At 59.9% G+C, this 23,736-nt stretch carries 24 protein-coding genes and 1 pseudogene; 13 read left to right on the forward strand and 12 right to left on the reverse strand.

Going from position 1 to position 23,736, the window contains the following annotated elements:
• A partial coding sequence (locus GSQ93_RS21540; protein ID WP_254073980.1) for a LacI family DNA-binding transcriptional regulator occupies nucleotides 1-759 on the reverse strand: 759 nt, incomplete at its 3' end.
• 279 nt (nucleotides 760-1,038) lie between these two features.
• Here GSQ93_RS21540 and GSQ93_RS21545 point away from each other — a divergent pair.
• The 3 genes from GSQ93_RS21545 (at nucleotide 1,039) to GSQ93_RS21555 (ending at nucleotide 3,405) form a co-directional block, all read left to right on the forward strand.
• Entirely contained in the window at nucleotides 1,039-1,839 is an 801-nt protein-coding gene (locus GSQ93_RS21545; protein ID WP_158937665.1) for a phytanoyl-CoA dioxygenase family protein, read from the forward strand.
• Nucleotides 1,840-1,937: 98 nt separating this feature from the next.
• Nucleotides 1,938-2,921 carry an aldose 1-epimerase gene (locus tag GSQ93_RS21550; RefSeq protein WP_158937717.1) on the forward strand — a complete coding sequence of 328 codons (984 nt, stop codon included), beginning with the start codon at nucleotides 1,938-1,940 and terminating at the stop codon, nucleotides 2,919-2,921.
• 70 nt (nucleotides 2,922-2,991) lie between these two features.
• Nucleotides 2,992-3,405, forward strand: a complete 414-nt coding sequence (locus GSQ93_RS21555) for a response regulator (protein WP_158937666.1) — start codon at nucleotides 2,992-2,994, stop codon at nucleotides 3,403-3,405.
• 8 nt (nucleotides 3,406-3,413) lie between these two features.
• Here GSQ93_RS21555 and GSQ93_RS21560 read toward each other — a convergent pair whose 3' ends face one another.
• Both GSQ93_RS21560 and GSQ93_RS21565 read right to left on the reverse strand, forming a co-directional pair.
• On the reverse strand, nucleotides 3,414-4,220 hold the full coding sequence (locus tag GSQ93_RS21560; protein WP_158937667.1) for an endonuclease/exonuclease/phosphatase family protein: 807 nt from the start codon (nucleotides 4,218-4,220) through the stop codon (nucleotides 3,414-3,416).
• Between the two features lie 100 nt (nucleotides 4,221-4,320).
• Nucleotides 4,321-4,824: a hypothetical protein gene (locus tag GSQ93_RS21565; protein ID WP_158937668.1), complete on the reverse strand. Its 504-nt coding sequence runs from the start codon at nucleotides 4,822-4,824 to the stop codon at nucleotides 4,321-4,323.
• A gap of 358 nt (nucleotides 4,825-5,182) precedes the next feature.
• On the opposite strand from GSQ93_RS21565, the gene GSQ93_RS21570 reads away from it, so the two are divergent.
• From GSQ93_RS21570 to GSQ93_RS21590, 5 genes and pseudogenes are all read left to right on the forward strand, one after another.
• On the forward strand, nucleotides 5,183-6,160 hold the full coding sequence (locus tag GSQ93_RS21570; RefSeq protein ID WP_158937669.1) for an AAA family ATPase: 978 nt from the start codon (nucleotides 5,183-5,185) through the stop codon (nucleotides 6,158-6,160).
• Nucleotides 6,161-6,360: 200 nt separating this feature from the next.
• On the forward strand, nucleotides 6,361-7,461 hold the full coding sequence (locus GSQ93_RS21575; protein WP_158937670.1) for an NAD(P)/FAD-dependent oxidoreductase: 1,101 nt from the start codon (nucleotides 6,361-6,363) through the stop codon (nucleotides 7,459-7,461).
• A 142-nt stretch (nucleotides 7,462-7,603) separates the two neighbouring features.
• Nucleotides 7,604-7,915, forward strand: a complete 312-nt coding sequence (locus GSQ93_RS21580) for a high-potential iron-sulfur protein (RefSeq protein ID WP_158937671.1) — start codon at nucleotides 7,604-7,606, stop codon at nucleotides 7,913-7,915.
• 183 nt (nucleotides 7,916-8,098) lie between these two features.
• Nucleotides 8,099-8,293: pseudogene (locus tag GSQ93_RS21585) on the forward strand (hypothetical protein); the annotation flags it as partial.
• A gap of 52 nt (nucleotides 8,294-8,345) precedes the next feature.
• Nucleotides 8,346-8,657 carry a cupin gene (locus tag GSQ93_RS21590; protein WP_158937672.1) on the forward strand — a complete coding sequence of 104 codons (312 nt, stop codon included), beginning with the start codon at nucleotides 8,346-8,348 and terminating at the stop codon, nucleotides 8,655-8,657.
• A gap of 250 nt (nucleotides 8,658-8,907) precedes the next feature.
• Here GSQ93_RS21590 and GSQ93_RS21595 read toward each other — a convergent pair whose 3' ends face one another.
• Together GSQ93_RS21595 and GSQ93_RS21600 are read right to left on the reverse strand one after the other, a co-directional pair.
• Nucleotides 8,908-9,177, reverse strand: coding sequence for a hypothetical protein (locus GSQ93_RS21595; protein WP_158937718.1), 270 nt, complete (start codon nucleotides 9,175-9,177; stop codon nucleotides 8,908-8,910).
• Between the two features lie 106 nt (nucleotides 9,178-9,283).
• On the reverse strand, nucleotides 9,284-10,063 hold the full coding sequence (locus tag GSQ93_RS21600) for a Mut7-C RNAse domain-containing protein (RefSeq protein ID WP_158937673.1): 780 nt from the start codon (nucleotides 10,061-10,063) through the stop codon (nucleotides 9,284-9,286).
• A 111-nt stretch (nucleotides 10,064-10,174) separates the two neighbouring features.
• Here GSQ93_RS21600 and GSQ93_RS21605 point away from each other — a divergent pair, with 111 nt between their 5' ends.
• The 3 genes from GSQ93_RS21605 (at nucleotide 10,175) to GSQ93_RS21615 (ending at nucleotide 12,191) form a co-directional block, all read left to right on the forward strand.
• Nucleotides 10,175-11,053 (forward strand): NAD(P)-dependent oxidoreductase, encoded by an 879-nt coding sequence (locus GSQ93_RS21605; protein WP_158937674.1) that lies wholly within the window; start codon nucleotides 10,175-10,177, stop codon nucleotides 11,051-11,053.
• A 333-nt stretch (nucleotides 11,054-11,386) separates the two neighbouring features.
• On the forward strand, nucleotides 11,387-11,815 hold the full coding sequence (locus tag GSQ93_RS21610) for a hypothetical protein (protein WP_254073985.1): 429 nt from the start codon (nucleotides 11,387-11,389) through the stop codon (nucleotides 11,813-11,815).
• 10 nt (nucleotides 11,816-11,825) lie between these two features.
• Complete coding sequence (locus GSQ93_RS21615; protein WP_158937676.1) at nucleotides 11,826-12,191, forward strand: response regulator; 366 nt, start codon at nucleotides 11,826-11,828, stop codon at nucleotides 12,189-12,191.
• Nucleotides 12,192-12,346: 155 nt separating this feature from the next.
• Here the strand turns inward: GSQ93_RS21615 and GSQ93_RS21620 are convergent, their stop codons facing one another.
• From GSQ93_RS21620 to GSQ93_RS21645, 6 genes are all read right to left on the reverse strand, one after another.
• Entirely contained in the window at nucleotides 12,347-13,183 is an 837-nt protein-coding gene (locus GSQ93_RS21620; RefSeq protein ID WP_158937677.1) for an OmpW family protein, read from the reverse strand.
• Nucleotides 13,184-13,291: 108 nt separating this feature from the next.
• Entirely contained in the window at nucleotides 13,292-14,509 is a 1,218-nt protein-coding gene (locus tag GSQ93_RS21625; protein ID WP_254073986.1) for a DUF2957 domain-containing protein, read from the reverse strand.
• 111 nt (nucleotides 14,510-14,620) lie between these two features.
• Complete coding sequence (locus GSQ93_RS21630; protein WP_158937679.1) at nucleotides 14,621-16,072, reverse strand: DUF2957 domain-containing protein; 1,452 nt, start codon at nucleotides 16,070-16,072, stop codon at nucleotides 14,621-14,623.
• Nucleotides 16,073-16,568: 496 nt separating this feature from the next.
• A complete protein-coding gene (argC, locus tag GSQ93_RS21635) occupies nucleotides 16,569-17,522 on the reverse strand; it encodes an N-acetyl-gamma-glutamyl-phosphate reductase (RefSeq protein WP_158937680.1) in 954 nt (317 codons plus the stop codon).
• A gap of 149 nt (nucleotides 17,523-17,671) precedes the next feature.
• On the reverse strand, nucleotides 17,672-18,238 hold the full coding sequence (locus tag GSQ93_RS21640; RefSeq protein WP_158937681.1) for a flavodoxin family protein: 567 nt from the start codon (nucleotides 18,236-18,238) through the stop codon (nucleotides 17,672-17,674).
• Between the two features lie 168 nt (nucleotides 18,239-18,406).
• Nucleotides 18,407-18,934 (reverse strand): YbhB/YbcL family Raf kinase inhibitor-like protein, encoded by a 528-nt coding sequence (locus GSQ93_RS21645; RefSeq protein WP_158937719.1) that lies wholly within the window; start codon nucleotides 18,932-18,934, stop codon nucleotides 18,407-18,409.
• 396 nt (nucleotides 18,935-19,330) lie between these two features.
• Here GSQ93_RS21645 and GSQ93_RS21650 point away from each other — a divergent pair, with 396 nt between their 5' ends.
• Complete coding sequence (locus tag GSQ93_RS21650) at nucleotides 19,331-20,035, forward strand: response regulator (RefSeq protein ID WP_158937682.1); 705 nt, start codon at nucleotides 19,331-19,333, stop codon at nucleotides 20,033-20,035.
• Between the two features lie 88 nt (nucleotides 20,036-20,123).
• On the opposite strand, the gene GSQ93_RS21655 is transcribed toward GSQ93_RS21650, so the two are convergent.
• A complete protein-coding gene (locus tag GSQ93_RS21655) occupies nucleotides 20,124-20,810 on the reverse strand; it encodes an orotate phosphoribosyltransferase (protein WP_158937683.1) in 687 nt (228 codons plus the stop codon).
• 508 nt (nucleotides 20,811-21,318) lie between these two features.
• On the opposite strand from GSQ93_RS21655, the gene GSQ93_RS21660 reads away from it, so the two are divergent.
• Nucleotides 21,319-23,610: an NADP-dependent malic enzyme gene (locus tag GSQ93_RS21660; protein ID WP_158937684.1), complete on the forward strand. Its 2,292-nt coding sequence runs from the start codon at nucleotides 21,319-21,321 to the stop codon at nucleotides 23,608-23,610.
• The last annotated feature ends 126 nt before the right edge of the window (nucleotides 23,611-23,736 follow it).

Genomic DNA, 23,736 nt, shown 5'->3' on the forward strand with positions numbered 1-23,736 from the left:
GGCCGTTGGCGGGTTGGGCTGGCGCATCAGTGAGAGCGTGTGTTCGAAGCCGGAGCCGGAACTCCAGTCGCCCTCGCGGACAAGCTCGGCGGCGAACGGCAAGTCCGCGGTGGAGAGCGCCATCCGATAACCTTTGAGCCGGTCACGCGACGCGTCTTGCCAGGGTTCGCCATTCACATACCCAATTCTTCGATGCCCCGCGTTCAGCAAATAGTCCGTCGCGGTATGGCCTCCGGTGACTTCCGCCGGCACCACCGACGAAAGTTCGGAGTCACTGGTGTAGCAGTTCAGCAAGACCGTTGGGACCTTCGAAAGCGCCGCCGGCAAGGTCACCTTGCGCGTGTAGACCGTCGCGTAAATCACGCCGAGCACGTTGGGGTTTGTCAGCGTGGCGTCGAGCACTTGCTGCTCGATCTCCGCGTTGCCGTGCGTCGAGTAAACGGCAAGCATCCGGCCGTTGGCGAACGCTGTATCGCGTGCTCCGTCTATGTTCACCACCGGATGCGGGCTGGTGGAAATTTCATCGGCCAGATACACGATCAGGTTTTTCTCGTTCGCCGTGATCGCCGCGTCCAGCGGTTCGCGGGACGTCATGCGGTAGCCGAGATCCTGTGCCGCCTTCAGTACTTTGTTGCGCGTAGCATCGGAGAATTTCGCGCCGGTCGCGTTGTTCAGTACGAGCGAGACGGTCGATTGCGAAACGCCGGTCACCTTCGCGATGTCGGTCATCGTCGGACGGCGTTGCGTGGATTTTTTCATTGTTTGAGGCCGCAAAAAGGCGGCGTTGTTGTTGCGCTGAAACGTTCTGCGGATGCCAACGACGGTACCACTAATATTTTCTACCGACAACGCTCACAAACCATCGCCCGTATTACCTTCATCGGCACTGTGATTGGCCTAAGTGTTATTACTAATAATATTGACTACTTCGTGGCGATCATGCGATTCTCGGGGCGCACGCGGGGCTGTCGGATCAATGAAAGCCACGTGTACCGACCGCGCCCTGCTCGCGTGGCGCAATTAATTAAGGAGACGACGATGGCCCGCTACGACGAGCGCGCTCGCGATGCGCTTGCGGTGGATTTCGAACGTGACGGCTGCGTGCTGCTGCCCGGACATTTCGCGCGCGCGACGCTTGAAGCGTGGCGCGCGGCTTTCACACCGCTGTTCCAGCCGCATGAAACCGCGGCGCGCAAGCAGGGCGGCAGCGGCAATCGCGGGCCGGGTCGCTATTACGTCACGTTGCCGTTTGAATGTGAGTTCGCCGATCCGGCCATTTTTTGCGACGACGACGTACTGGGGATCGTCGAGCGAATTGCCGGACCGGACCCCGTGATGTGCCAGCTCGCCACCGATACCCCCGTGCGCGGTTCCAACTTTCAGGACTGGCATCGCGACACCCCGCCTTTGTTCGATAGCGTGCCGGAAACGCCATCGTTCCAGCTGGCGGTGAATTTTCCGCTTATCGATGTGAATGACGAGAACGGATCGCTGGAGACCACGCGCGGGACGCATCGGATATCGCGTGAGGACGCGCTTGCCGGTTTGGCGGAGGGCCGATTCCCGGCGGAACGCGTTCCCATGCAACTCGGCGACGTGATGATCCGCGATGTGCGCGCTTTGCATCGCGGGACACCGAATCTCACCGATACCCCGCGTCCGATGGTCGTGATTGGTTATAGCCGTTCGTGGTATTTCAGGCCGGAAGTGCAGGTGCAAGTGCCGCGCGACGTATTCGCCGCGCTGCCTGCCCGCGCGAAACGGTTGCTGCGTTATAGCCCGCAAGTCGACAAGACGTCGCGGACCTTCGATGAAAGTTATCAGCGGTTTGCATATTGAACACCGATCAACGGGCAAGCGCGGATAAAAGCGCCGCTGCTCAATCCACCCAGCCCACTCAGCCCGCGCCGGCCGCTGACGACGCATTTCGCATCGCGTTGAATGATGCTGCGCTGATCGAGTTGCGCTTTGAGGATCGGCGGGTGTTGCTGGCGCCGCACGTCGGCGGCGCGATCGCGGCGTTCTACGATCTGCCGGATGGCGGCAAAAATAGTGGAGCATTGCACTGGCTGCGCCCTGCATCGGCCGACGCGCTCGCCGCGTGCAATCCGCTCGGCATGGCGAGCTTTCCGTTGCTGCCGTACTGCAACCGTCTGCGCGACGCGCGGTTTGCTTTCGACGGCCGCGAGGTCGATCTTTCCGCCGATGGCAACCCATTCGATCATGCGCTGCACGGGCACGCGTGGCGGCGGCCATGGCGCGTGGGTTTGGTGTCGTCGAATGTGGTGGAATTGCATCTGAACCACGAACCCGGCAGCGAACCGGCGCATCACTGGCCGTATCGATACGAAGCCACACAGCGTTTCGAACTCGATAATTCAGGCCTGTTCGTGACCATGTCGATACGCAATCTCGCCGATCAGCCTATGCCGTTCGGCATGGGCCATCATCCCTATTACCCTCGCACGCCGGCTACGCGGATCCACACGAACGTCCGCGCGATGTGGCACGCCACTCAGGATCTCCTGCCGACGTTTCTTGGCGCGCATCCGTGCATTGATGCGCTGGCGTCGCCGGAAGGCTTGGCCGCTAATGCTTTCGATCTGGACAACAACTTCGCGGGCTGGTCGAGGTCGGCGACCATCGACTGGCCGGATGAACACCGTAGCGTGACGCTTTGCGCCGACGCGCCGTTCGATCACATGGTCCTCTTCGCGCCCGCCTCGCATCCGGACCTGCTGTGCGTGGAACCTGTCACGAATACGGTGGATTTCCTGAATCTCGATGCGCCGCGAGAGGACATCGGCGGCGGGGTGTTAATGCCCGGAGAAACGATGCAAGCGCGCTTCAGCTGGATGCCGGGCGAGTCCGCTCAACCTGACGCTAAATGGAACGATTCCACTTTCCCGGTATCATCCTGAAATTATCCGCACGCCTGTCTCACTGGGCGCGCGAGCACCTTCAGAATTCTCAAAAATCCAGGAAAGTATCATGACGACGATCGACAGCGCGCCAGGCGAATCGACCCAACCGCGCCGGGTCTTGCTCGTCGATGACAGCGTCGATGCAGCAGAAGCCATGTCGATGCTGCTCGAAACGCTAGGCCACGAAGTTCGTGTGATGCACGACGGCCCGAGCGCGCTTGCCATGGTCGATGACTTCGCGCCCGATGTCGTGATCCTGGACATCGGCTTGCCGGGCATGGATGGCTTTGAAGTCGCGCGGGAGATGCGCACGCGCGCGGTGACTAAAACAGCGTTGCTGATCGCGTTGACGGGTTATGGCGCGGACAGTGACAAGAAGGCAGCTCGCGACGCCGGTTTTGATCATCATCTGGTCAAACCCGTGTCGTTCACCGCGATAGAAACCGTGATCGCCGCGTCGTTTGCAGGCGGCTCGAAGTAAACCTTGGCTCACTCCACCCGCAGCTTCGCCATATACGGCAGATGATCGGACAGCCATGCGGTGTCCTGCGTCGGTGTGATCCATTCAACCGGTTTCATTCCGCGCACAAACATCTTGTCGAGCGCGAGCGCGGGTGAAAACGCCGGATAGGTCCGCCCAGATTCACCGAGCATGGTCGCCACTTCGCTCATCCCCAGTTCGCCGAAGACCCCCACCGAATCATTGCGCCAGTCGTTGAAGTCGCCCGCCAAAACGAGCGGCCCTTCAGGCGCTTCCTTCGAAATCCACAACGCGATCCAGTTCATTTGCCGCAGCCGCGCCGCCCGCGTCAACGCGAGATGCGCGCACAACAACGTCACCGAGCGCCCGGCAAACGTGGCGCGCGCGACCAGCAAGCCACGCCGCTCGAACCGATGCGCCGAGATATCCCACCTTCCACCCAGATCCAGCGGATGCGGCGAAAGAATTGCGTTGCCATGCCGCCACGATGGTTTGAACACGTTCTGCCCGAGCGCAATCTGCAAATCGAGCGATGTGGCGATTTCCGTCGCCTGGCAATGCCAGATGTCATCGACCGGGGCATCGAGCGGATTGCCGAAACTCGCTGCCAGCACCGGTTGCGGCATCCGGCGCGCCATGGCTTCCTGCAGGAAATAAGCATCGGCTTTGGTTGACTGAACCCAGCGCTGCATCGCGCTCCACGCCTGGAGGCCGAGCGGTGAGCGGCCCTTGTGCAGGTTCCAGCTCACGGCCACGAAGTCGGGTGTGTCGCGAACGGAGGGAATGCCGGAAGTGAAATGTTCTGGATTTCGCATGCGATGAATAAGTTAACCGCGAAGTTAACCGCGAGTTGACCGCAAAGATGAACGTCGCGGTGTGGGACGCGGCGGCGTCAAGTAACCGACGCGCGGCGCGCTACTGCGCAGCCGTTGCCAGCGTCGCACGAACCTTGTAGGTGAGCGACGGATTTTTATCGACGATCTGCCACGTCGACCATTCGCCCGGTTTCAATACCAGCCCGGGGTGCGTGGCGCTGACCTGACGCGGTTGGGGCGGCAGCTTGCAACCCGCCACGGTCACCGGCGCGTCATTGCTTTGCAAGGTTTCCTGCGCGTCGATCTGCAACGTGATGTCGTCGCTGTTGGCGTGGACGGGGGAAATGGTGAGGGTGCGCTGCAGGTCGATGTCGCCGGCGGGTTTGTCCGCGCAACCTACGTTGTTTTTTACCACGTGATGATGGGTGTCGGTGCGGGCTTGGCCGACGCTGGTCGTGCCGGTGAAGCTGTCGATCTGCTGACCATCCTGCAAAACCTGCAGCTCCCATTTGACCGGCTGTGGCTGCGTGCCTTGTGCAAGGGCGCTGAAAGGCGCGGCGATTGCGGCGCAGAACAGAAGCGCTGCCATAGGGTGTTTCAACATGTGTGCTTTTCTCCTGATCCCTTATTGCGGCTGGGCCATGGCCCGTTCGATCCGGGTAGCTTGTTTCTGACAACGGTGCGGTGCGCGGGTTCATCGCCGGGTGCTTACAAAAGCCCGAGCAAACGCAAAACCAGCAGCAACGTTGTGCGTTTCATTCAATCCCGCGACGCACGTTTCGCACCCGCTCGCAGCGGCTTTTTCCGCAGCGCAACCTGACGATCATACAAGCGCTTGGGCCCGTCTGCCGAAGCCATCGCATTTTTAAGCGATTAGCAGCAGACGCCCGGGACTGCTCGCTTGCGCGCATCTTTATGGCCGATAAACTGGATTTGCCGATCAACAAAACCGGGGATACGCGATGACCACCGCCGTAGTCAAACAAGAACTCGCCGTGGCGTCGTTCAGCAAGGTCTACGACCTGGACGAAGTCGAAACTGCGTTGAACGACCTGAGCGAAGGGGGCAGCGAGGCGCTGCGCGCGACGTACGAAAAGATGCTGAAAGCGGGCAATCTGCGCTTTTGCGTCAAACCGAACCGGATGCCGTCCATAGACGATCTGGTGGCGGATTTACCCAATTTCCAGGAGCCGCTCAACGACATCCGCAAGCAGATCGCGCTGTGCCTTGAAACCGAGGACAGGCTCGAATTGATGCCCATGCTGCTGCTCGGCGATCCCGGTATTGGTAAGACGCATTTCGCGAAACAGCTGGCGCGCTTGCTCGGCACGTCGAGCCATTATCTCGCGATGAGTTCGCTGACCGCGGGCTGGATCTTGTCGGGCGCGTCGTCGCAATGGCGCAACGCGAAGCCGGGCAAGGTGTTCGACGCGCTGGTGAACGGCAGTTACGCCAATCCGGTGATGACCGTCGATGAAATCGATAAAGCCACCGGCGACGCCCAATACGATCCGCTCGGCGCGTTATACGCGCTGCTGGAACACGATACGGCGCAGAGTTTTATCGATGAATTCGCTGAAATTCCGATCAATGCCGGGAATGTGGTCTGGATCGCGACGGCGAATCAGGCAAACACGATTCCCGAACCGTTGTTGAACCGGATGAACGTCTACGAGATCGCGCCGCCGGATCGCGATGGCGCGCGCCGTATCGCGCAGTCGATTTATCACGAGATCCGTAGCGCGCATGCGTGGGGCGCACGCTTCCCGGAAACACTCGGCGACGCGCCGCTCGACGCGTTGACGCAGGCTTCCCCGCGAGCCATGCGGCGCGCCATGCTCAATGCTTTTGGCAACGCCCGTATTGATAACCGGCATGAAGTGCAGGCCCGGGACATCGAATTAGGCAATGGTGGACGAAAGAAATCGATCGGGTTTTGACGGGGCGTTTTGGAGAAATCTGCAAAAACCCTTCAAAATATGGCATGAAACTGACTTTTTCCGGGCAAAAAGGCCATATTTCCTGATTTGGCCCGGATTATTTCGGAAAATGATGCCTTATGCGGCTCAGTATTGCCAATCGCACAAAAAGCGCAATAAAGCGGGCGGAGCGGTCCTGCAGGCTGGCCTAGAATAGTGAGATGGACAGAATCGAATGTGTGGTGATTGGCGCCGGCGTGGTTGGACTCGCTGTTGCGCGGGCGATGGCCGCGCGCGGCCGCGAGGTGATCGTGCTCGAGGCGGGCGAAGCGGTCGGCACAGGCACGAGTTCGCGCAATAGCGAGGTGATCCACGCCGGGCTGTATTACCCGCGCGGCTCGCTGAAGGCTGACTTGTGCGTGCGCGGCCGGGCGATGCTCTACGAGTATTGCGACGACCATGGCGTCCCGTACAACCGCTGCGGCAAATTACTCGTTGCCACCGCGCGCAACCAGTTGGCGCAACTGACGGCCATTCAGAACAAGGCTGTCGAAAACGGGGTAACGGACCTGGTACGCGTAAGCGGCGCCGAAGCCATGGAGATGGAGCCGCAACTCCAGTGCGTGGAAGCGTTTTTCTCGCCGCAGACCGGCATTATCGATAGCCATCAATTCATGCTCGCGCTGCAAGGCGACGCGGAACGCGACGGCGCGACGGTGGCGTTTCATACGCCGGTCACGGATATCGATGCCCGCGACGGTGCGTTTATCGTGGAAACGGGGGGCGAGGCGCCGATGGCCTTTCAGGCTGGCTGCGTGGTCAACAGCGCGGGGTTATCGGCGAACCGGATCGCGCGCGCGATCCGCGGACTTGACTCTCGCCATGTGCCGCCGCTGTATTTTGCGAAGGGCAATTACTTCACCGTCAGCGGCCGGACGCCGTTCGATCGCCTGATTTACCCGATGCCCAATGAAGCCGGACTCGGCGTGCATCTCACCCTCGATATGGGTGGGCAGGCGAAGTTCGGTCCTGACGTGGAATGGATCCAGAAGATCGATTACGCCGTCGATCCGCAACGCGCCGCGAGTTTTTACGCCGCTATTCGTGCGTATTGGCCGAATCTTCCCGACGATGCACTACAACCCGCTTACGCGGGGATTCGGCCGAAACTTTCCGGGCCGGGGCAGCCGGCGGCCGATTTCCTGATTCAGGGACGGGCGGCGCACGGCATGGCGGGGCTGGTGAACTTGTTCGGAATTGAGTCGCCCGGGTTGACGGCGTCGCTGGCAATTGCGGAGAAGGTCGCGAAAATGCTGGGTTGAGGGCAACGTCCGCTGCGACCTTTCGTCATCGGTTATCTATAAGATTTGGCTTAGTTTGTCGTGCTTCGCGTTGATATGCTTTGGAGATCGTCGTCGACAAGAACGGCGCACACCCCCACTACAATACAACGGAGCACATCTCATGAAGTCATCACGACGCACGTTCCTGATTTCGAGCATTGGCGTGGCATCTGCACTGGCGGTATCGCGTACCGCATTTGCTGACCCCGTCAAACTGGCGGAATCGGATTCAATGGCGCAAAGCCTCGGCTATAAGCTCGATGCCGCAACCGTCGATAAAGCCAAATTCCCGCGCTACGCCGCCGGCCAGGATTGCGGCAATTGCTCGTTCTATCAAGGCAAGGCCACGGACGCTTTTGCCGGCTGCCCGATGTTCGCGGGTAAGCAGGTTGCATCGAAGGGCTGGTGCAACGCTTATAACAAGAAAGCCTGAGCAGCCCGGAACAGACCAGCAACGTAGGCGATGATCATCGAAACGCGCCCCGCCAGACAGGCCGGGCGCGTTTTTTTATCGTCGCTTGAAAACGATCTCAGGGCTCTTTACGCTCGCGAAGGCATCGGAGACCGGGCGCGACACAACCCAGCGCAACCGAAACGTCCCACGGGCGAAGGCGACATGGCGATGGTGAGATCAGGCAGCAGCAAAACGCCGAACAGGCGCGCGGTCGTGGCGGCCGTGATTGGCAACGCGCTCGAAGGGTATGACTTCGTGGTCTCCAGCTTCATGACGGTCGTGATCTCGACGCTGTTCTTCCGCACCCCCAGAGACTATTCTTCGATCCTCCTGACCACCGCGACCTTCGGCGTCGCATCCGGGTCTTGTCCCTGATGTTTTGATGTTTCGATCTCTTGCCGGATGACCCATGAAAGTTGTTAAAAGCCGTGAATTTACTGCCGAGCGCGCGTGGGGCGCACTTGATATCGCCACGATGAACGGCGTCTCATGCCGCTTGCACTGGACGGACGCGCCCTATAAATGGCACGTCAACGACGGCGAGGAAGTCTTCGCGGTCATGCAGGGTCAAGTGCGAATGCGTGTGAGGCGAGACGGCGTGGAGGAAGAAGTCCTGCTCGATGCTGGCGATATCTTTCACGCCCAGATCGGCGATGAACATGTCGCCGAGCCGGTGGGTATCGCGCGAATTTTGGTGATTGAGAAAGAAGGGAGCGTTTGAAATAGGGTCGTGCGCGGATGCTGAGGTTTACCGGCTAGAGAGCGCGCTTGGCTTCTACGCATGCAGGATTTGCGGTGATTTTCAGGCTGGCGAGCGCCGCTTCGACTGACGAAGCGCGTAAAAAAACCGTCCCGCGATACGCCGGAACGGCTCTTTATTCAGCAGACAATATATCCGCGCGGCGCTTTCGCTCCACAATAATCTGCGGTTATAACGCCGCTTTGAGCCGAACTGCGCCGATTCGGGCGGCTTAAACCGTTGCCTTGCGTTCCAGGCCAGCCTTCACCAACAGCTCCGACAACGCTTCCGACATTCCGCCTTCATGCTTGGCGGCATGTTCCTGCAATTGCCTGACGAGATCGCTGTCCAGCTTGCAGGCGAACGGAACGAGTCCTTTTTCCTGATCCAGCCGGCGCTGTTCGCGCTTGTCCAGCTTGGGTTGGCCAGCTTGCGGGCCGAAGCTCGACGCGCTGTTTTGCTTCAGGCCGTTGGCGAGCTTGAGCGCCTTGTTTTTTTCCATATCGAATTTTTTCACGCGAAGCTCCAAAAGCTATAGAGGCACAGGGCCGAGGCGCGTATTGTACGCACCTCCGGGCTTGAGCCAGCTTTGAGCCTTTATTGGGCGATTAGCCGGACGCCGGAACAGGCGGCTTGCCGGTCGCGCCCTCCATCAATTCTTCGATTCGCGCCCGCATCCGCTTCCAGTGCGATCCTTCCCAAAATACCCGCCGACACACATCGCATGTGACAAACCGTGCATGCCGTTCAAGTACACCTTCCGGCACCCGGTCGCTCACCTCATCCGCGCTCGCGCTACGCAGCGGCGCGTTGCACATCAGGCACAGGCGGAACGGGCGGACATGCTGCGCAAGTCCGAGCCGTGTCGCGACTTCGCGCCATTGCGCATCGGGTTGCAACGTGCGCACGTAGCAGCCGTGGACCAGCGAGCGGCGCTTCAGTAATTCACGATCGCGCGTGAGCACCACGCGATGTTCGGCGAGCGCAAGCTGCTCGATTTCATCGTCGGGGAAATGGTTGTCGTAGCGGGTATCGAAACCGGCAAGCCGAAGCAGTTGAGCCAGGCCGCCAAGATGCGCATCGGCGATAAAACGCAGGGTTTCCAGCCGCAGCGGCGCACGCAACGGATGCACGATTTCGAGCGCGCGAGGCATCAAGCCGGGCGGATAGACATCGATAGAATCGGCGTCTTCCATGAGGGTATCGAAGCCGGCGGGCAGGCCGTTGCGTAGAATCAGCGCTACTTCCGTGTGCGGCACGCCGAGTGCTTCGATCATATGCTTGGTCGTCGACGCCACCGGACACACGCACGCAAACGCCTGTTCGCGCTGCGGCCGCGCCAGGAACTCATTCAACTCCCGATGAAAACGGAACGTGGCAGTCGTCATGGATTCGAGTATCGCATCGCTTTGACGCGGCTGCTTTGAAGCGCGTAGATGCGGGGAAGTCGCGGGGGTAGCGTATTCGTCAACCGCAACGAAAGTTGCAAGGAGAACGACATGGATATTGGATTTATTGGACTCGGCAGCATGGGCGGCGCGATGGCGCTAAACGCGTTAAAGGCGGGCCACACGGTGCGCGTCTGGAACCGTTCGCCCGATGCCGCGAAAGCGCTCGCCGAACAAGGCGCGCGCGTGGTTGCATCGGCGGATGAAGCCTTCGCGGGCGACGCAGTGTTCTCCATGCTCGCCGACGACTCCGCATTACGCACCGTGTTGCTGGACAGCGGCCTGCTCGAGCGCGCGCCGAAAGGCTTGGTCCACGTGAACATGGCCACGATCTCGGTGGCGTTCTGCGAGGAGTTGGTGAGCCTGCACGAGCGGCACGGCATAGCGTACGTCGCGGCACCCGTGCTCGGGCGGCCGGACGTGGCGGCGGCGGCCAAGCTGAATATCGTGGCGGCGGGCGCCGATGACGCCATCGCGCGTGTGCAACCTGTCTTCGATGTCATCGGCCAAAAGACATGGCGCGTCGGTACTGCACCGCAACACGCAAATGTGTTCAAGCTGGCGGCGAACTTCATGCTGGCGTCGGCGATCGAAACAACCGCTGAGGCCGCATCGCTGATGGCGGGGCATGGCATCGATCCGCACGCATTCCTCGACGTGATCACGAACACGCTGTTCCCGGGCCCGGTGTACCAGGGTTATGGCCGGATGATCGCCGACAACCGCTATGAACCGGCGTTGTTCAAGGCCCGGCTCGGCTTGAAGGACGTACGGCTCGCGCTCGCTGCCGGCGATGCCGTGAACGTGGCGCTGCCCGTGGCAAGCCTGGTGCGCGACAACCTGATCGACGTTCTTGCCCAGGGCGATGGCGACAAGGATCTGGCCGTGCTGGGAAAGGTCGCAGCGCGGCGCGCGGGGAAGAAGGTGTGATCAATCCGGTTTGATTTTTGCTCACCGATAAAAGTAAAGCCCGGAAGCAGCGGCGTTGTATCGACGATAAATAGAGGCAATGGTCGGGAACGTTCCTTATACTTGTCGCGCCGTTTGCCTCAGGCTCGAGATCGTTTCGAATTCGACAGCATTCTGGACAGCATTCGGTGGCGCACATACGGACACACGCCGCCGGTGCAGGCTTTTCAAAAGGTCTCGTCGGCGACCAAACCAGCTGGGAAGCGGGTTTCCGGTCGGTTTCCAGGCCAGCTTATAAAAAGATGAAGCGGAGACGGGACAGCGCCCATTATGAAAAGCACTCTTCGGGGCCTCATGTTCGTGGCTGCATCGGCTGGCCTTGCATGGGCTTGTCTGAGTACGCCAGCGATCGCTCTCGCCGACGACACCCCTAATCCCTGCGACGCCCTCAAGCGCATTGTGGCGGCCGCACCCGATGGTTTCACCTCCCTGCGTCCCGACGATGGCAAAGCTGTCGCGCAGCCTTATGGCCGCGACGCGCAGTGCACGACGAAAGCCGGCACGTATAGCTGCACGTGGACGAAGGGGGCGAACGCCGGCTCGGCGGCGGATGCCTTGCAAGGCGTGGCAGCGGACATTGCCGCGTGCTTGCCGGACGCTACACACGATCAGAACTCGCCGGTTCGGCAGCATTTTTATATGGGTGCGCGCGGGCAGCGCACGCAGATTACGGCAACGACCGTTGGTGGTAGAAAGTTGATGCTCGCGGTGTCGGGCAAATGAGGGGACGGTCGTGACCAAGCGTGTTCTTATAGCCGACGATGACGACGATGCCCTGAGTTGCCTCGCGAACTTGTTGACGGGGCTGGGCCATCAAGTGGCGCAGGCGTCGTGCGGCGTTCAGGCACTCGATGTGGCGCGGCAATTCACGCCCGATGTGGTGATTCTGGATCTGGGCATGACGCCAATGGACGGCCTTTCTGCTGCGCGTGCTTTGCGAGCATTGCCCGAGGGTGCGGCGATGCTACTGGTTGCACTGACTGGCTGGGGCCAGCCGCAACATCATGCGATGACGCAGGAAGCGGGCTTCGATATTCATCTGGTGAAACCGGTTTCTATCGATCAGTTGGGCTTTATTCTGTCGATGACGCAGCCTTGATGTTGTGCGTTCGCAACAAATTAACGTGGATCGATGCGGAGATGTTGCGCTGCACCAATGGTTTTGGTACAGTGGGGTTGTCTCCTCCATGTCTCCACTGATATGGATTCAGCCCGCCCATCTTAGGCGGGCTTTTTTTTATCCGAAAAAAGCCCTCAGAACCGGTACGAAACCGCCAGGAACGTAATCAGCGGATCGGCTTTCAGCCGCGTCTTCGTTGTAGCCAGTTCGCTCCCATCGGCCGCCTTGATAATCAACGACGATGTCGTCTTCAACGGAATATAGGTTAGCGAAGCAATCAAACCCCAGTGTTTGTCGAAGGCATACGTCGCGCCAAGATTGAACACCGGTTGCCACGACGATGAAGCCTTCGCCTCCACCGATGTCGGTCCCGGTTTGCCCGCGCCCGCGGCCAGCACGGCGCCCAGATTATTTTGCGTCGATGTCGTGAAACCGTTGGTGAGCTTGATGTTCGTGAAGAAGTTATACGACACGCCAATCCCCGCAAACGGCCGGAACGCAGCAGTCGGCGCATTGAAGTAATACTGGAAAATCAGCGCCGGGCTCCATTGCCGCACGCTTTTCACGATCGGATTGGTCTGATCGAGATTCTGGTTGCCCAGCGCGCCCGCCGGCCCCGGCGGTTGAATCGTGCCGTGACCATCGAGTTCGAACTCGGGCGGTACACCGCCTACAAACGTGGTCGCAATGTGATCGGTGAAAAAGTGCGTGAAGACGAGGCCGAACGTATCGGCACTTTTCGTCGACAAACTCGTTCCCGCCGACGTGAATTGCGACGGCAAGCGCAGCGGCGTATTGATCGGCGTGGGCGCCACATGCGTGGTCAGCTCGTCGCTCGAATCCTGCGGCATGACGTGAAACCAGCCGAGTCCCACGACGTTATCGCCGGCACTTTGCGCATGGGCGGACAGCGACGCACATGCCGCTACCGCTACCGCCAACGGTTTTCCCGCAGCCAAAAGCTTTTTCATTTCATCTCTCTTCGGTTACAGGCCGTCATGCGAACGCAGCGCGTCTTCGTAAAGACGGGCGTTGTTCGCATGCAGCCGTTCTTGATGGGCTGCCAGACGGTCACTGCGTCACTGCACAAATGAGCCGATGGTGAAATACGGTGTCGTCGGGTCGCTCTGGTCGAGGTAACCGAACACGCCGCCGGAGAAGATGAACTTGCCGGTCGGCGTCGTGCCGGTCGACGCACCCACCACCGTCGATGTCACCAGACCCGGAACCGCTTCCGTGTAATCCAGATTCAGCGCGCGCGACAACGCGACCTGCGACGGCTGGAACGGATCGATCAAGGTGGCCTGCGTGCCGGCGAGCGCGGTCGTGCGGTAATCGAAGGCGTTATCCACGCCGACGTATTCCCCGTTCACCGATCCCGATACCACGCTGGTTTGCGGCGACATCATCGAGATGCCGGATTCGTCGTCGGCGAACGGCGGAATGCCCGTGGTGATCGTGGCGTTCGCCGTGCCCGTGCGCACGAGGATCGGCACGTTCTGGCCACGCAGCTTGCCCACGATCATGTAGCCCTTGCCCAGCGGACCGGCTGCGAGTGTCGGGTTGCCTTGCCCAAGGAAGTTGTTGGTGACGAACGCGCCGCTGCCATCCGGCGATTGCGCGAAGTTCGACCCGGCTTGTTGGCACTTGCCGGCGTTCACACCGGTGTTGTCGCACTCTTGCCAGGTGCCGTCGGCGTTGATGGTGATCTTCGAATCGACGGAGATACGCGCGTAGTTTTGCGACGGAATCTCGTGATAACCGAGTTGGTTATACGTCCCGGCGACGTTGGCGAGATTGGTCTCGATCGTCGAGAAACCGATGAACGGGTAGTACGGAAAGACCCGGTCAGGCACAACGCCTTGGCCCAGAATCCCGCCGAACTGCAGTTCCTTGCCCGGGATCGTGCCGCCCGCTACGCCTTCGCCCACGAAGATGCGCGCGGGACGCGTCGGATCGAGCGTCGCGCCGTTCAACTGGTACGCACACTGATTGAGCTTTTGCGTGGGCAAGCCGGTTTCCATCGTCAGCGTGCCGTTCCGCGACGTGCCGGCGCGGGTCGGGGAGACCGTGCCGGTGACTGCCGGAATTGGAGATTCCACGTAGGTTACTTGCCACGTGAGTTTCGTCGTGTCGAGTTGCAGCTTGATGAGTTCGCCGCTGCCGCCGCCACCGGTGAAGGTGGTCGTGTAGTCAAGCGATGCCGGGCACAGCCGGACGACCGGCGCCTGAGGCGCATCGCTGCCGCCGCCGCAGCCGCCAAGGAACGGCGTGACGCTGGCGATTGACGCACCCATCGCACCCAACGCAAAAATTCTCCATTTCATACTGCTGTCTCCATCCACATTTGTTCGTTCGTTGGTAGCCGGCGCGTGCCGGCTACCCTGGTCTTGAGTGCTCGGTACTGCTTATTTGCTGAGCAGCGCACCGATGCCGAAGTACGGGCTTGCCGGGGTATCGGCGTTAGCGGACGTGGAAGTCAGACCGCCGTTCACCGTGCTGCCGGCAATGAAAATTCCGTACAAGCCGCCCGCCGAGATCAACGCACCCTGGCCGCCGTTCTGGTCCTGCACGCCGATCAAGCCGGGCAACTGCTGCGCGTAGCTCATGCCAAAACCGGTCTCGGAAGCCTGCGTCGATGGATTGATGAACGAGCCGACCGGACCTTGCAGCAGCGTCGCCGTGTACTTGAAGTTCGAATCCGCGCCGACGTAACCGCCATCGAACGCACCTGACGCCAGCGCCGTGTTCGGAGCAAGCATCGCGATGCCGGATTCATCGTCGACTTGTGATGCGGTCGCGTTCAGCGGCGTGAGCGGCGATGGCACGAAGACCTGACCGGTGCGCACGACAATCGGCACGATGACGCCGTTGACCTTGCCGATCACCATGTTCGCGTTCGCAACCGCCGGGAACGCCGGGAAGCCGAGGCCCGTCAACGCCGCTGAGGAGCGTTTGCCCTGCACTTGCGGCGCGACTGCGCTGGTGAAGTACGGGCCGTTGGCGTTGGTTGTCCACGCGCCGCCCGTCGTCTGGCAAGACGTATTCGATGCCGGCACGGGCACCGTGCAATTGCCGGCGGTATCGAAGGATTCTTGCGCCTGCGTGGTCGTGGTCGAGTAGTTGTTCGACGGAACGGAGTGGTACAGCAGCGCGTTATACGTGCCCTTGAGGTCCGCGACGTTCGTGCTCACCGTTGAAAAACCGATGAACGGATAGAAGTCGAAGTGACGGTTCGGTACCGGGAACAGTGGCGGGAAACCGGGGATGGCGTGGACGCCGTCAGCGGTCAGCGTCGCGCCGTTGTACTGGACGGTCGCACCCGGAATGCCGCCGCCGGCCACGCCCTGGCCAACAAAAATGGTCGGCGGATTCGCCTGGTTGAACGCGGCCGCCGTGGTGTAGATCGATCCATCCGATGCCTGTCCGCCGCCCGGAGTCAGCACGAACGCGCAACGCGTTTGCTCCGCCGTGGGCAGCGTGCCTGCCGGCGGGTGCACGACTGCGCCGACTATCGTCGTGCCCTTGCGGGTTGGGTTGACGGTCCCGGTGACAAGCGGAATGGGCGACTCGAGCCACTTCAGCGTGTATTTCATGTTCACGGCGTCGATGTTCAGGCTCACGATCTCGCCGCTGCCCGCACCGCCCAGATACGTACTCGAGACAATGTCCGCGTTAGCCGGACACAACGGCGCGGCGCCCGCACCGACAGCCGGCGCGCCTTGCGTGCCACAGCTCGCGCCGGAACATTGCGGCGTGTTGATCGGACCCGGGTTGTCGGCGTTGCCGCCACCGCACGCAACAAACAACGGCGCGGTCGCAAGTGCGAGCGCGAGTCCTTTCGAAATGGCATACGGCATACCGCTGTCTCCCTTATCTAGTTTTGCGCGTGTAATTTCGCTGTCGTCTTTTCGTGTGTCAATCGACTGAAACGTCTAAAACGTCGATTCAAACAGCAGTGTTCCGGCGGTGCCTTGACTGATAAGGCGCTGACGGCGTATTGAAACAAAAGTTTATCCGTAAGGTAAATTGGAGAAAATCTGTCGCAATAAGATGCAAAACGAAGAAGGTTTAAGTGCGAAAACGCGTAATCATCGACGAACGAACGTTCGTAAATAAATTAGGATAATCCCTATGGAAAACGCGACGGAAGTTCTGTTTGACCTGCCTGAGAATTGCGAGGCCGGGATTTGAAAACTAAGCCGAGGTGCTGATCGAGTGATTGGAAATGCGGCCGAGGAAAACGCAGGCGTGAAAAAGCCGGTTTCGCACAATGGCGGAAACCGGCTTTTTCTTTTGGCTTTTGGCTAAGTTGAGCGCCTGACGCGCTCAGCTTTTACTCGACCAGATAGTCGCTTAGCGCGCGAGCCCGGATTCCTCGTCGGTACCAATCGCGAGGTTCATGCATTGGATCGCCGCGCCGGACGCACCTTTGCCCAGGTTATCCAGGCGGGCAACGGTGACGAATCGCTCTTCGTTGCCGAAGACGAACAGCTCGACCCGGTTGGTGTCGTTGCAAGCCTGGACGTCGAAGAAGCCATCGTCGAGATTGCTGTCCGCGTTGAACGGCAGCACGCGCACGAACGGTTCATTCGCGTAGTACTCGGCCAACAATGCCTGTACGTCTTGCGGCTTGGCGGCGCGCGACAGTTGATTCGGCGACAAGTACGTGGTGACGGCGAGTCCCTTCAGGAAGTTGCCGACAATAGGCGTGAACACCGGCGCGTGCTTCAGTCCCGAACGCACCGCCATTTCCGGCAGATGCTTGTGAGCAAGCCCCAAAGCGTACGGCCGCGGGCTGTCGAGCTTCGGATTCCCGCCCGCTTCATAGTCCGCAATCATCTTCTTGCCACCGCCGCTGTAACCGGTGATGGAATACGCGTGCGCGGCGAAATCGGTGGAAACAAGTCCACCTGCCACCAACGGCTTCATGGCCAGCAGGAACGCCGACGCGTGACAACCCGGCACCGCGATGCGCTTCGCAGTGCGCAAACGCTCGCGCTGCGCCGGCATGAGTTCGGGAAGGCCGTATGCCCAGTCGTCGTGCGTGCGGAACGCCGTGCTGGCGTCAATCACCACCGTGCGATGATTTTCCGCGTTCACCAGCGAAACCGATTCGCGCGAAGCCGCGTCCGGCAGGCACAGGAACGTAACGTCCGACGCGTTGATCAGCCGCCGGCGCTCCTCCACGTCCTTGCGCCGCGCTTCATCGATACGCAACACCTCGACGTCACGCCGCTCGGACAGATATTCAAAAATCTTCAGGCCGGTGGTGCCTTCCTGTCCGTCGACAAATACTTTCGTGGTCATCTCGATCTCGCTGGGTCGGTCGCGCCCGGACGTCATGGTGTCCGAGCGCGGTCAAAACACCATTTTAATGCGCTTCCGCGACAACGCGATGGCATTGCCGGGCACATCAGCCGATCGGCCTGAAAAACGTTGCAATGCCGCCGAAAAAACTACTTTGCGTTCCAGCGCGCGGTCACGGCCGCGATCCGTGCGCCGAACACTTTGGCCGTCTCCAGATCGCCGGGTGGCGGAGCTTCGTCAGGCGATGCATCCGCCGGCGATTGCGTCAGCAAGCCCGAAAAACCACCGACGAAGTTCAGATCGTTGCGCGTGGCCGCCTTTGTGTTCGACGGCATCATGCCGGTGCCGGCCCAGACCATGCTGTGCTGCATCGCAAGCGTGATGAGGTAGGCAATGGTCGAATGCTTGTCGCCGTTCATGGTTGCCGAGTTGGTGAACCCGGCCGCGATCTTGTCCTTCCAGGATTGCGCGAACCACGGTTTGGAGCTGGCATCGGCGAATTTCTTGAAGTCTGCTGACGGACCGCCCATGTAAGTGGGCGTGCCGAAGATGATGGCGTCCGCTGCGTCGAGCTCGGCCCAGCCGGCGTCGTCCAGGTCGCCGACGGCAAGGAGCTTCGCGTCCGCGCCGGCGTCGATCGTGCCGGTCAGCACGGCTTCGGCGACTTTTTTCGTGTGGCCGTAGCCGCTGTGATAAACGATAACGATTTTCGGCATTTCATTTCCCCGTTTGCGACACAATGCCGCGGGTTGCGCAAGAACAACCGGAACCATGCGTCTTCGCGATAACTTTGCCGGCTGCCAAAAAACGACGCTGGCAAACGACAGTTCACCGGCGAGTCTAGCAAAGCCAAATTGGACCTGCCGACAGGCCATGAAGGACGTTCAGCGCCCGTAGGTCACCACGAGTTGCGCGCTGGCGATGGTTGTCGTTCGGATTTCGTGCTCGAACATGAGCGAAGGGCTGCTTTGGCGCAGGCGCAAGTCGCTGCTGTTGAGTGCGTAGACCGTGATGATGTAGTGGTGTGGTTTGCCCGGTGGTGGGCAGGGGCCTGCATAACCGTCGATATCGAAGTCATTGCGCGATTCCACTGCGCCCATCTTGCGCAAGACGCCCAAGGCACTTGCGTTCGACGGCAACTGCGAGACGTTCGCGGGAATGCCCGCGACGGCCCAGTGCCACCAGCCGCGGCCGGGGGCGTCCGGGTCGAAGATGGTGACCGCGAAGCTTTGCGTGGCTGCAGGCGCGCCGCGCCAGGACAATTGCGGCGAACGGTTGCCGCCTTTGCAGTCGGTCTGGTCGAACACGAGCGCGAGCGGCACGGCCTGGTTCGGGCGGAGGTCGGTACTTGTCAACGTGAAAGGGGCCGTGGCGATAACTTCAGCGACCGCACGCGGCGCATTTGATACCATCGCGGCGCAGAAAACCGGCAGCAGCACCACCCGGCGGAAAATTCGGAACTTATCGACACGCCAATCAACAGCGCGGTACACAGCACAAACCACAAGCCCGATCCCCAAGCGCATGGTGCGAGTTCTCCGGTCACGGGCGCGGCCAAATCTGGCGTTTCACCCACTGTAACGATGTATTTTGTCTCAGAAATTGGCTTAGAGCTGGATTCAAGTTTAACATCGCGGGAAAGGACAAAATTTTTCAAATGTTAAAAACAAGACTCAGTAAGGGTCAACACCGTGACTTCGGGTTTAGCCGCAGTTTCGCTCATTCGGCTGAAGGGCCAATGTAATGAGTAAGAGCACATTGCCTATAATGCGCGAGGGATTTGTTCATTTACGAGCGAGGGGTAAATAATGGGTCAACGGATAAAAGTCATTATTGCCGATGACCATCCTGTTATTCTGTTTGGCGCCGCGCAGGCGCTATTGAAGTTTCCCGAGATCGAAGTGGTTGGGCAAGCGCGTCAATCGACGGAATTGATTCAGCTTTTGCAAAAATCGCCCTGCGACGTGGTCGTGTCCGACCTTGCGATGCCGGGCGGCCAATATGGCGACGGCATGCCATTGCTGGGTTATATCGGACGTCAGTTTCCGACGGTGCGCATCGTCGTGCTCACCATGCTGGAAAATCCCGCGCTCCTGAAACGCTTGCGCGAGGTGGGTGTGACGGCCGTGATCAATAAATCTGACGATCTGAGCCACATCGGACTGGCCATCGTTCACGTCATGCGAGGGCAGGAATATATTGGGCCGTCGGTGCGTCTGGCGCTCGACAGCATGGGCTTGTCGGCGAGTGGCCAGCAGCGCGACGTGGTGTTGTCGAAACGGGAGCTGGAAGTGGTGCGTTTATTCGTGTCCGGCATGACCATTACTGAAATTGCCGCCCAGTTGAAACGCAGTATTAAAACGATCAGTACGCAAAAGAATACCGCCATGCGCAAGCTGGGAATTGAACGGGATTCTGAATTGTTTCAATATGCCCAGAGCAATGGTTTATTGAATCTATCGGCATATGTAGGTGATGGAAATCTCGACGATACTATTCCCGTGAATACGTAATTATCATTTGTCTTGTTGCATAAAAAAGCCACCCGTTTATAAAAAACGGGCGGCTTTTTTTATTACACAATATTTAGGCGAAACGGGATTATTGCGGTGCCACGGTTACGCCACCATGCGCGGCCGACCATTGTGCCGGCGCATGCAGGAATTTCTCGACTTCATCCAGCGTCTTTGTCTCAAAATAGCCCGCTTCCTTCGCGACGCGCAGCACGTCCCACCACGTGGCGAGCGCGTGCAATTCCACGTCGATATCTTTCAGCACCGAGACACTTTCCTTGAAGATGTTGTAGTGAAACAGGACGAAGCAATGATTCACTGTTGCGCCAGCCGTGCGCAGCGCGTTGATGAAATTGATCTTGCTGCGGCTGTCGGTGGTCAGGTCTTCCACCAGCAGTACGCGCTGGCCTTCAGTCAACAACCCTTCAATTTGCGCGTTCCGGCCGAAACCCTTCGGCTTCTTGCGCACATATTGCATGGGCACCATCAGCCGGTCCGACAGCCACGCGGCAAACGGGATGCCGGCCGTCTCGCCGCCTGCGACTGCGTCAATTTGCTCATAGCCAACGTCACGCAGGATTGTGGTCTCGGCCATCTCCATCAGGGCGCGTCGTACGCGCGGATACGAGATCAGCTTGCGGCAGTCGATATAAACCGGGCTCGCCCATCCTGACGTAAAAATGTACGGCTTGTCCGCGTTGAAATGCACGGCCTGGACTTCGAGCAGCATCTTGGCGGTGGTGTCGGAGATCGTCTGGCGGTCGAAGCCTGTCATGGGCGAATCCTTGCAATTTTGAGTTGGCGCGGGGAGCCCGTCTGGGGCGGCGATCAAGCGACGGCGTGGCGCAGCGGTAGTGTCCGGTCGAGCAGATGTCGACGGCGTTCGATGCGCGCGTAGGCCGGGATTTTACCCGACTGACATGACACGAACGAAACGCAAAACCGCCGTTCGTTGCCGGAATTTGTCTTGTTGTTTCTGGCGTTGCCGCGACTTGCTGAGCAATCGGTGCACGCGCTTTGGCGTGCTTACGCGCTCTTTCTGTCGAAAATGGTGCTGCGCGTCAATTTTTTCGCGCGGTGTACACTATTTATCCCCGAAAAATGCTACGGCCAGGTGTTTCACTGTCAGCGCACACGCGCTTGTCTCCGATACGCCCCGCCAGTGCGCAGCGTCATCAGACTGGCCGGGCGGCCACATGAGATTTGACCGTCCCGAGCGCAGTGTCCTAGCCCTCCATTTCGCCTATTTTTCTCACTCTTTTCCTAAACGTCTCAGGTCAATCATGGACGAACAACTGAAGCTCAGCGCCCTCGCGTATCACCAGTATCCGAAGCCCGGCAAGATCTCGGTCACGCCGACCAAGCCCTTGTCCAACCAGCTGGATTTGTCGCTGGCTTACTCACCGGGCGTGGCCGCTGCCTGCATGGCAATCTTCGACGATCCGCTCGACGCCCAGAAATACACCTCGCGCGGCAATCTGGTCGGCGTGGTGACCAACGGTACGGCTGTGTTGGGTCTCGGCAACATTGGGCCGCTCGCCGCCAAGCCGGTGATGGAAGGCAAGGGCTGTCTCTTCAAGAAGTTCGCGGGCATCGACGTGTTCGATATCGAGCTCGCCGAGACCGATCCGGACAAACTCGTCGATGCCATCGCCATGCTCGAACCCACGCTCGGCGGCATCAACCTGGAAGACATCAAGGCGCCGGAGTGCTTCTATATTGAGAAGAAGCTGCGCGAGCGCATGAAGATCCCCGTTTTCCACGATGACCAGCATGGCACGGCGATCATTGCATCGGCGGCGATTCTCAACGGCTTGAAAGTGGTCGGCAAGAAGCTGGACGAAGTGAAGCTGGTCTGTTCCGGCGCGGGCGCTGCGGCTATCGCGTGTCTCGATTTGCTCGTCCACCTGGGCTTGAACAAAGCCAACATCCTGGTCTGCGATTCGAAAGGCGTGATCTACGAAGGACGCGGCAACCTGGATCCATCGAAGGAACGGTACGCCGCGAATACGACGGACCGCACGCTCGCCGATGCTATCGACAAAGCCGACGTGTTCCTCGGCTGCTCGAGCGCCGGCGTGCTCAAGCCGGAAATGGTCAAGGTCATGGGCACGCAGCCGTTGATCCTCGCGCTTGCCAACCCGGAACCGGAAATCCGCCCGGAAGAAGCGAAGAAAGTGCGCCCGGACGCGATCATCGCCACTGGCCGGTCGGACTATCCGAACCAGGTCAACAACGTGCTGTGCTTCCCGTTCATCTTCCGCGGCGCGCTGGATGTGGGCGCGACCACGATCACCGAAGAGATGAAACTCGCGTGCGTGCGCGCGATCGCGGAACTGGCCGAAGAGACGGATCAAGGCGATGAAGTCGCGAAGGCCTACGAAGGTCATTCGCTTGAGTTTGGTCCGGACTACCTGATTCCGAAGCCGTTCGATCCGCGACTCATCATCAAGATCGCGCCGGCCGTCGCACAGGCAGCGATGGATTCTGGTGTGGCGACGCGTCCGATCCACGACATGGACGCGTATCGGGAGGAACTGGGCACGACGGTTTATCGTACGGGCATGGTGATGCGGCCGGTGTTCGCGGCGGCCAAGTCAGCGCCCGCGCGCATTGTGTTTGCCGAGGGCGAAGACGAGCGCGTGCTGCGCGCTGCGCAATTCGTGCTGCTGGAGAAGATCGCGAAGCCGATCATTATTGGGCGGCCGGCGGTGGTGGAAATGCGCCTGCAGAAGATGGGCTCCAAGCTGAAACCGGGAACCGATTTCGAGATAGTGAATCCGGAAGACGATCCGCGTTACCAGAAGTGCTGGCAGGAATATCACAATATTGCTGCACGCGAGGGCGTGACGCCGGACAACGCCAAGGCCGCGCTGCGCAAGTTCAATACGTTGATCGGCGCGATCCTGGTTCGTCTGGGCGATGCCGACGGCATGATCTGCGGGATGATCGACACGTATCACGACCATCTCAAATTCATCGAGCAAGTGTTGGGAAAAGCGGAAGGCGTGGAGAACTTTGCCGCGATGAACCTGCTGATGCTGCAGGGACGCAACCTCTTCATCAGCGATACCTACGTCAACGAGGTCCCAACGCCCACGCAACTCGCCGATATGACCATTCTGGCGGCGCGTGAAATCGAGAAGTTCGGGATTGCGCCGAAGGTCGCGTTGCTGTCGAACTCGAACTTCGGCAGCGTGCCGACGGCTTCATCGAAGCGCATGGCCGAGGCGCGCAAGCTGATCGCCGAGCGTGCGCCGGATCTGGAAGTGGATGGAGAGATGCACGGCGATGCCGCGTTGTCGGAGGTTGTGCGCAAGGCTGCGTTCCCGGCGTCGAAGCTGACGGGTGAGGCCAATCTGCTGATCATGCCGAACGTGGAAGCGGCGAATATCACGTACAACCTGCTCAAGATGGTGAGCGGCGAAGGCGTGACGGTTGGGCCGTTTTTGCTTGGCGCGGATAAACCGGTGCACATTCTCACGCCGGCCGCGACCGTGCGGCGGATCATCAACATGACGGCGGTGGCGTCGGCGAATGCGCGGGTGGGGAAGGCGGTGAGCAACGGGGGGTAAGCAGGAGAATTTATCCGTCATCCTGACTATTGGATAACGGTTGACTGAGATGTGGACCAAGCGGTGACCGAGGGTATGGGTCACCGCTTTTTTTGGGCATGTCCTCGCCACATGTAACGCAAATGC

It is taken from the genome of Burkholderia sp. S171 (assembly GCF_009766085.1).
GTDB lineage: Bacteria > Pseudomonadota > Gammaproteobacteria > Burkholderiales > Burkholderiaceae > Caballeronia.

Coding starts and splice junctions, on each gene's coding strand:
- GSQ93_RS21545 (WP_158937665.1), top strand. CDS start 1,039: ATGGCCCGCTACGACGAGCGCGCTCGCGATGCGCTTGCGGTGGATTTC.
- GSQ93_RS21555 (WP_158937666.1), top strand. CDS start 2,992: ATGACGACGATCGACAGCGCGCCAGGCGAATCGACCCAACCGCGCCGG.
- GSQ93_RS21560 (WP_158937667.1), bottom strand. CDS start 4,220: ATGCGAAATCCAGAACATTTCACTTCCGGCATTCCCTCCGTTCGCGAC.
- GSQ93_RS21565 (WP_158937668.1), bottom strand. CDS start 4,824: ATGTTGAAACACCCTATGGCAGCGCTTCTGTTCTGCGCCGCAATCGCC.
- GSQ93_RS21570 (WP_158937669.1), top strand. CDS start 5,183: ATGACCACCGCCGTAGTCAAACAAGAACTCGCCGTGGCGTCGTTCAGC.
- GSQ93_RS21575 (WP_158937670.1), top strand. CDS start 6,361: ATGGACAGAATCGAATGTGTGGTGATTGGCGCCGGCGTGGTTGGACTC.
- GSQ93_RS21580 (WP_158937671.1), top strand. CDS start 7,604: ATGAAGTCATCACGACGCACGTTCCTGATTTCGAGCATTGGCGTGGCA.
- GSQ93_RS21590 (WP_158937672.1), top strand. CDS start 8,346: ATGAAAGTTGTTAAAAGCCGTGAATTTACTGCCGAGCGCGCGTGGGGC.
- GSQ93_RS21595 (WP_158937718.1), bottom strand. CDS start 9,177: ATGGAAAAAAACAAGGCGCTCAAGCTCGCCAACGGCCTGAAGCAAAAC.
- GSQ93_RS21600 (WP_158937673.1), bottom strand. CDS start 10,063: ATGACGACTGCCACGTTCCGTTTTCATCGGGAGTTGAATGAGTTCCTG.
- GSQ93_RS21605 (WP_158937674.1), top strand. CDS start 10,175: ATGGATATTGGATTTATTGGACTCGGCAGCATGGGCGGCGCGATGGCG.
- GSQ93_RS21610 (WP_254073985.1), top strand. CDS start 11,387: ATGTTCGTGGCTGCATCGGCTGGCCTTGCATGGGCTTGTCTGAGTACG.
- GSQ93_RS21620 (WP_158937677.1), bottom strand. CDS start 13,183: ATGAAAAAGCTTTTGGCTGCGGGAAAACCGTTGGCGGTAGCGGTAGCG.
- GSQ93_RS21625 (WP_254073986.1), bottom strand. CDS start 14,509: ATGGGTGCGTCAATCGCCAGCGTCACGCCGTTCCTTGGCGGCTGCGGC.
- GSQ93_RS21630 (WP_158937679.1), bottom strand. CDS start 16,072: ATGCCGTATGCCATTTCGAAAGGACTCGCGCTCGCACTTGCGACCGCG.
- argC (WP_158937680.1), bottom strand. CDS start 17,522: ATGACCACGAAAGTATTTGTCGACGGACAGGAAGGCACCACCGGCCTG.
- GSQ93_RS21640 (WP_158937681.1), bottom strand. CDS start 18,238: ATGCCGAAAATCGTTATCGTTTATCACAGCGGCTACGGCCACACGAAA.
- GSQ93_RS21645 (WP_158937719.1), bottom strand. CDS start 18,934: ATGGTATCAAATGCGCCGCGTGCGGTCGCTGAAGTTATCGCCACGGCC.
- GSQ93_RS21650 (WP_158937682.1), top strand. CDS start 19,331: ATGGGTCAACGGATAAAAGTCATTATTGCCGATGACCATCCTGTTATT.
- GSQ93_RS21655 (WP_158937683.1), bottom strand. CDS start 20,810: ATGACAGGCTTCGACCGCCAGACGATCTCCGACACCACCGCCAAGATG.
- GSQ93_RS21660 (WP_158937684.1), top strand. CDS start 21,319: ATGGACGAACAACTGAAGCTCAGCGCCCTCGCGTATCACCAGTATCCG.